The sequence below is a fragment of the Pseudomonadota bacterium genome (genome assembly GCA_030860485.1).
Classification (GTDB): Bacteria; Pseudomonadota; Gammaproteobacteria; order JACCXJ01; family JACCXJ01; genus JACCXJ01.
Genome location: JALZID010000230.1, coordinates 1 through 6,270, shown reverse-complemented (window position 1 = coordinate 6,270; position 6,270 = coordinate 1). Strand labels below are relative to the sequence as shown.

5 protein-coding genes and 2 pseudogenes are annotated in these 6,270 nt (G+C 65.1%); 4 read left to right on the top strand and 3 right to left on the bottom strand.

Features of this window, described 5'->3' with window-relative positions:
- Nucleotides 1-186, top strand: a 186-nt coding sequence (locus tag M3461_14200) for a hypothetical protein (protein ID MDQ3775410.1), incomplete at its 5' end; no start/stop codon positions are given.
- On the opposite strand, the pseudogene M3461_14195 reads toward M3461_14200, so the two are convergent.
- The 3 genes and pseudogenes from M3461_14195 to gcvP form a co-directional block, all read right to left on the bottom strand.
- A pseudogene (locus M3461_14195) lies at nt 183-801 on the bottom strand (hypothetical protein). The gene M3461_14200 and the pseudogene M3461_14195 sit on opposite strands and share 4 nt — an antisense overlap.
- A gap of 164 nt (nt 802-965) precedes the next feature.
- Nucleotides 966-1,496, bottom strand: a complete 531-nt coding sequence (locus M3461_14190) for a glycine cleavage system protein R (GenBank protein ID MDQ3775409.1) — start codon at nt 1,494-1,496, stop codon at nt 966-968.
- A gap of 38 nt (nt 1,497-1,534) precedes the next feature.
- Nucleotides 1,535-4,465, bottom strand: coding sequence for an aminomethyl-transferring glycine dehydrogenase (gcvP, locus tag M3461_14185; GenBank protein MDQ3775408.1), 2,931 nt, complete (start codon nt 4,463-4,465; stop codon nt 1,535-1,537).
- Between the two features lie 75 nt (nt 4,466-4,540).
- Between gcvP and M3461_14180 the strand changes: the two genes are divergently transcribed.
- The 3 genes and pseudogenes from M3461_14180 to M3461_14170 all read left to right on the top strand — a co-directional run bounded on the left by M3461_14180 (nt 4,541) and on the right by M3461_14170 (nt 5,727).
- The gene (locus tag M3461_14180) at nt 4,541-5,341 is read left to right on the top strand and encodes an ABC transporter ATP-binding protein (GenBank protein ID MDQ3775407.1); all 801 of its coding nucleotides are present in this window, start codon (nt 4,541-4,543) and stop codon (nt 5,339-5,341) included.
- A complete protein-coding gene (locus M3461_14175; GenBank protein ID MDQ3775406.1) occupies nt 5,338-5,514 on the top strand; it encodes a hypothetical protein in 177 nt (58 codons plus the stop codon). Before M3461_14180 ends, M3461_14175 begins: the two co-directional genes overlap by 4 nt.
- 65 nt (nt 5,515-5,579) lie before the next feature.
- Nucleotides 5,580-5,727 (top strand): annotated as a pseudogene (locus M3461_14170) (transposase zinc-binding domain-containing protein).
- Nucleotides 5,728-6,270: the final 543 nt, after the last annotated feature.

Sequence of the window (6,270 nt, the reverse complement as noted above, 5' to 3'; positions counted from 1 at the left end):
GCGCGGAGAGTGGTCGTTGGTGACGATGTCATGGAACATCCGTCGGATGGCAGTGCTGAAGGGTTGAAAACCAGGGTGGGATCGATCCGATCCTCATCATTTCACCATCCTTCCAGCATTCATGACCACCCGACCCACGATGGTCGCGTCCAGCACCTGCGCCTCCGCTTTACCGTTCAACCTTAGTCCGACACGCTGCTAGAAGGGCCAGTTGCGTCGTACATGGTGTCGCCTGGCCCGAATCGGCCGGCCAGGAGCTCCCGGGCGAGCGGGGTCTCGAGATGGCGCGAGGGGCGGGCGCCGTACACCGGGTCGAAGCCCGACTCGGCTAGGTGCGCCAGCCCGGCCGGGGACACTTGAATCCTGCGGTGCCAGCCCGGCGGCGAGGTGCCGGGTCTCGATCTCGGCGATCGCCTGGATCTAGTCCTCCTTGTCAAGGAATGGAAGACCGCGGCCGCGTCCATGCGGTTGACAAACTCCGGCCGGAAGAACTGCCCGACGCTCTCCATGACGGCGCGGCGCATGGCCTCATAGACCTCGGTCTCGCCGACCCCGGTCGGTCCCAAAAACAGAAAGGAGCGTAAGGGCGGTTCGGATCGGAGATCCCCGCTCGCGCCTGCGTGATGACGTAGCCAGCGCCTTGAGCGCCTGGCCCTGGCCGAGCACCGGCCGGTGCTCGGCCTCTTCCATGCACAAGAGCTTGTCGCGCTCGCCTTCGAGCATCTTCGAGGCCGGGATCCCGGTCCACTTCGAGACCACCGCAGCGATCTCCTCATCGGTGACCTTGTTCCTCAGGAGCCTCATCCGGAGGGCCTTTTGGAGTTCTTTCCATGTTTGCGCATCCCCGCCCACCGGGCGTTTAATACGCCGTAACCAGCGTAGTGCTTTCCAGGCCCTCGACATCCCTTTTTCTGCCATGGGCCACCTCTTCGATCGAGGCATCCCGCTCATTACCGCAGGTGTGCCTAGCCGCTCGGCAGATCGTCCAAGGTGACATCGACCATGAGCTCGTTGGCCAGCGCCTCCAAGAGACCGCGAAGCTCGGCGGTCGGAACGCTTCGCGGGACGGAAAGCTCCGCGACGGCCTTGACCAGGGCCTCCCCCGACCAGGAGGCGCTCAAGCACTCGGTCGAGAACTCCTGGATGTTGACCCCGCGCCGGGCGATGGCCTCGGAGATATCCCGGACGATCCCGGGATGGTCCTGGCCGATCAACTCGAGCTTCACCGTTCGCAACTCGCCGGTCCGCGGTTCCGGGCTGCTGTTTTCGACGGTGATCCGCAGCCCCCCGGACTCCAGGGCCGCCAGTGCCTCTTGCAGGGCGCGCGCCTCGGTTTCCGGGACGCTCGCCAAGAGGATCCCGGCGAAACGCCCGCCGAGAACCGCGATGCGGCTCTCCAACCAGTTGCCGTGGTGGGTGGCGAGGGCCTTGGACAGGGCCTCGACCAGTCCCGGCCGGTCTATCCCCATGACGGTGATGACGAGAGTGGTGGTCATGCTCGGATACCCCTTTGTTATGCCCTAAAAGGTTCGGCCTAAGCCGCTTCATAGACACTCGGGGGCGGACAGGTACACACCAGGTTGCGGTCGCCCTGTAGATTGTCCACACGGCCGACCGGCGGCCAGTACTTGTCGATGCCCGTGCGTTTGAGCGGGAAATAGGCCCGCTCCTTCGTGTACGGTCGGTCCCAGCGTTCCGCCATGAGCAGTCGATGGGTGTGGGGCGCGTTCTTGAGCAGGTTGTCCCGGGGATCGGCCTCACCGCGTTCGATCTCGGCGATCTCCGCGCGGATGGCTATCATCGCCTCGCAGAAGCGGTCCAGCTCGCGCTTGTTCTCGCTCTCGGTCGGCTCGATCATCAGGGTGTCCGCCACCGGGAAGGACATGGTCGGGGCATGGAAGCCATAGTCGATGAGGCGCTTGGCGACATCGTCCACGGTCACCCCGCAAGACGACTTGATGGGCCGGAGATCCAGGATGCACTCGTGCGCCACCCGCCCGTTCTTGCCCGTGTACAGGACCGGGTAATGCGGCGCGAGGCGCGCGGCGATGTAGTTGGCGTTCAGGATCGCGACCGATGTGGCCAGGGTGAGCCCCTCGACGCCCATCATCGCGATGTAGGCCCAAGGGATGGTGAGGAGGCTGGCCGAGCCCCACGGCGCGGCCGAGACCGTACCGATGGTCGGTCCGCCACCGGCCGCGGGATTCACCCCCTCGACCACGGGATGGTCTGGCAGGAACGGCGCCAGGTGCCGGCGCACGCCGATCGGACCCATGCCGGGCCCGCCGCCGCCATGCGGGATGCAAAAGGTCTTGTGCAGATTGATGTGGGCGACATCGGCCCCGATGTCGGCCGGGCGGCACATCCCGACCAGGGCATTCAGGTTGGCACCGTCCATATAGACCTGGCCGCCCGCGGCGTGGACGACCTCTGCGATCTCGGCGATCCCTTCCTCGAAGACGCCGTGGGTGGAGGGATAGGTGATCATCAACGCCGCGAGCCTATCGGCGTTTTGCGCGGCCTTGGCCGCGAGATCGGCGACATCGACGTTGCCGGCATCGTCACAGCCCACCACCACGACCTTCAAGCCCGCCATCGCCGCGCTCGCGGGGTTGGTGCCGTGCGCCGAGGCCGGGATCAGGCACACGTCGCGGTGTCCCTGACCCAGGCTCTCGTGGTATTTCCGGATCACGAGGAGCCCGCTGTATTCGCCCTGCGATCCGGCATTGGGCTGCAGCGAAAAGGCGTCGAAGCCCGTGATCGCACACAGCATGTCCTCCAGCTCCTCGAAGAGCTGCCTATAGCCCTGAGCCTGATCCAGCGGCGCAAACGGGTGCATGGCGCTGAACTGCCGGAAGGTGAGGGGCAGCATCTCGGTCGTGGCGTTGAGCTTCATGGTGCAGGACCCGAGCGGGATCATGGCCCGATCCAGCGCGATGTCGCGCCCCGCCAGGCGCTTCAAATAACGTAACATCTCGGTCTCGGAATGATAGGACTGGAACACCCGATGGCTCAGGAAGGGGCTGCGGCGCCGGAGGTCTTGCGGGATGCGGTCAACGACCTCTCGATCCAGCGCCTCGATGTCGAGGAGCGCCTCGGCGCGCGTGGCGAAGACCCGCCACAGCGCCCACAGATCGGCGCGCCGGGTGGTCTCGTCGAAGGCGATCCCGAGGTGGTCCGGGTCCCTGATCCTCAGGTTGATGCGGGACTCGCGGGCGCGCGCGGCGATGCGACGGGCCTGGCCGGGCACGCGCACGGTCACGGTGTCGAAAAAACAATCCGTCGAAAGCTCGTACCCGAGACGCTCGAGCCCGAGCGCCAGGATGAGCGCCATGCGGTGGGCCCGAGCGGCGATGGTCTCGATCCCCGCCGGACCATGATAGACGGCATAGCAGGCCGCCAGGATGGCCGGCAGCACCTCGGCCGTGCAGATGTTGCTCGTGGCCTTTTCGCGGCGGATGTGTTGCTCGCGCGTCTGCAGCGCCATGCGCAGGGCCGGCTGGCCGTGGCTATCCGTCGAGACCCCGATGATGCGGCCCGGTGTGGCGCGCTTGTAGCGATCGCGGGTCGCGAAGTAGGCGGCGTGCGGGCCGCCGTAGCCCATCGGCACGCCGAAGCGCTGCGAGCTCCCGACGACCACGTCGGCGCCCATCTCCCCCGGGGGTTTCAAGAGCGTGAGGCCCAGGAGATCGGCCGCGACCACCGCGATCGCCTGCTGCGCGTGTGCCTCGGTGATCACAGGCTCGAGGTCGCGCACCTGCCCGCTGGACCCTGGGTATTGCAACAGGATACCGAAGACTCGCCGGCCCGCGAGCTCGCGCTCGGCGTCGCCGACTTCGACCTCGATGCCGAGCGGCCGGGCGCGCGTCTTAAGCACCGCGAGCGTCTGGGGATGGCAGTCACGATCCGCGACGAACACCGCCGCGTCGCTGTCGGCGACGCGCCTCGCCATGGCCATGGCCTCGGCCGCCGCGGTGGCCTCATCCAGGAGCGAGGCGTTCGCGATCTCCACCCCGGTCAGGTCGATGACCATCTGCTGGAAGTTCAAGAGCGCCTCGAGCCGGCCTTGGCTGACCTCGGCCTGGTAGGGGGTATAAGCCGTGTACCAACCCGGGTTCTCCAGGACATTGCGCCGGATCACCGCCGGGACGACGGTACCGTAATAGCCCATGCCCAGCATCGAGATGAACACCCGGTTGCGGTCGCGCATGCGGCGCAGATAGCTGACCGTCTCACGCTCGCTCTTGGCCTCGGACAGCGCGAGCGGCTCGGTGATACGGATCGCCGCGGGGACCGCCCGGTCGATGAGGGCCTCCAGGGTCGCGAGGCCCAGGCTCCCGAGCATGTCCCCGATCTGGCGCGGATCCGGGCCGATATGGCGCCGGATGAAGTCACCGCGCTGCTCCAGCGTGTGTAGGGAGGGCCGAGTTTCCGGGGTGTGATCGAGCGCCATGGTCGGCCGCATAATATCAAGGTTCCATCGCCATCCCATCCCCGCCCGCCCGTAGTGAAATTGCCCGAGGTGCAACATCCCGAAACCATGAGCAATGAGGAGGGTGGCGACAGGACATCACGGCGGCTAGGGTTGGCGGCGATCGAGGTGCACCAGGTATCGAAGCGCTTCGGCGAGGTACGCGCTGTCCACGGGGTGAGCTTCACCATAGAGCGGGGGTCGATCTGCGCCCTCTTGGGCGCCAACGCCGCCGGCAAGACGACCACCCTCGCGATGCTGCTCGGCCTCGTGACCCCGAGCGCGGGGTCGATCCGGGTGCTCGGCCACGATCTGCATAGGAATCGCCGCTTCGAGGTGCTCGGGCGCATGAACTTCTCCTCGCCCTACGTGGATCTGCCGCAGCGCCTGACGGTCGCCGAGAACCTCACGGTGTACGGCCGGCTATATGGCGTCCCCAACCTCAAGAAAAGGCTCGCCGAGCTGGCGCCACGCCTCGAGATCGAGGCGCTCATGAGGCGCGAGTACCGCACCCTCTCGGCCGGACAGAAGACCCGCGTGGTGCTCGCCAAGGCCCTCGTCAACCGCCCGGAGGTCTTGCTCCTGGATGAGCCTACGGCCTCGCTCGACCCGGATACGGCCGATCGCATACGCCGGATGCTCATCGACTATCAACGCGAGACCAGCGCAACCCTCGTCCTCGCCTCCCACAACATGACCGAGGTGGAGCGGGTCTGCGACCGGGTCCTCATGATGCGCGGGGGCGAGATCGTGGACCGCGGGACGCCCGCGGGCCTCATCGCCCGATACGGGCGCGATACACTGGAAGAGGTGTTCCTGGACATCGCCCGCCGTCGATCGCACGACGGACTGGCCGCCACGGCGCCATGATGGGACTGCCGAAGCACGTGTTTTCGGGCCAGCGCATCGGGGCATGGTCCTGTACCTTTCTGCACGGCTCCTGGCCGAGGATTGTCGAGCAGGCCTACTGGACGATGGTGATCTGGGGGCTCGTCGCGCGTTTCTTCTTGACCAACAGCTCGTGGCAGAGGCCTTCAGATTGACGGCAATAGGCCGTTTGTCATGCTTCGCGAGCACATATTGCGAGGAGGCGCAGTATGAACCAACCTACGGATTTGCCCGCGCCCGCTGTGGCGGTTGCCGGCATGATTTCCTGATTACATACTCCTGCAGGGGCGCGGCGTCTGCTCCTCCTGTAACACCGGGCGCATGGCGGAGAGACCGCGGCGCACCTCGTGGACCACGTGTTTCCCAGGTCCCGGTACGGCATTGGTCTTGTCCGTGCTTTTAAACTTGCAATTCCTATCCTTTTTCCTCATGGCTTGGCGGCATCGATCTTTGCACACCAAACAGTGCTCCCGGCATACCGGAGGACCTGGAATGCGCTTTTCACGCTATGGCTCGCAGCCGGCCGCGCTTCCCAACGCCGAGATGGAAGCCGGTCTGAGACAGAAGACCCGCTCGGGTGTAAGCCATCTCGGATGCCATTCTCAGAGTGCTGACATGAGCACCTAAATACCGGATGGCTATTTTGCCATCTATTTCGTAAGTAATGGATAGGATATATATGTATATGAAGACTGGAACACCAGATACTGCACCGTTGAACAGCAAATACAAACAAGAGACTAGAATGAGCCATCTATTCTTACTTGTGCTGGACTTCCCCCCGTTCGCGGACGATTTACGGCTTGGGATTCAAGCCGTGCATTGCGGTGGTTGCGGGTTCGGTGTTGAACATATCCTCCTCTCGTAGTTGACGGGTGACAAGTAGGCGATGGACGAGTGCCGACGATGCG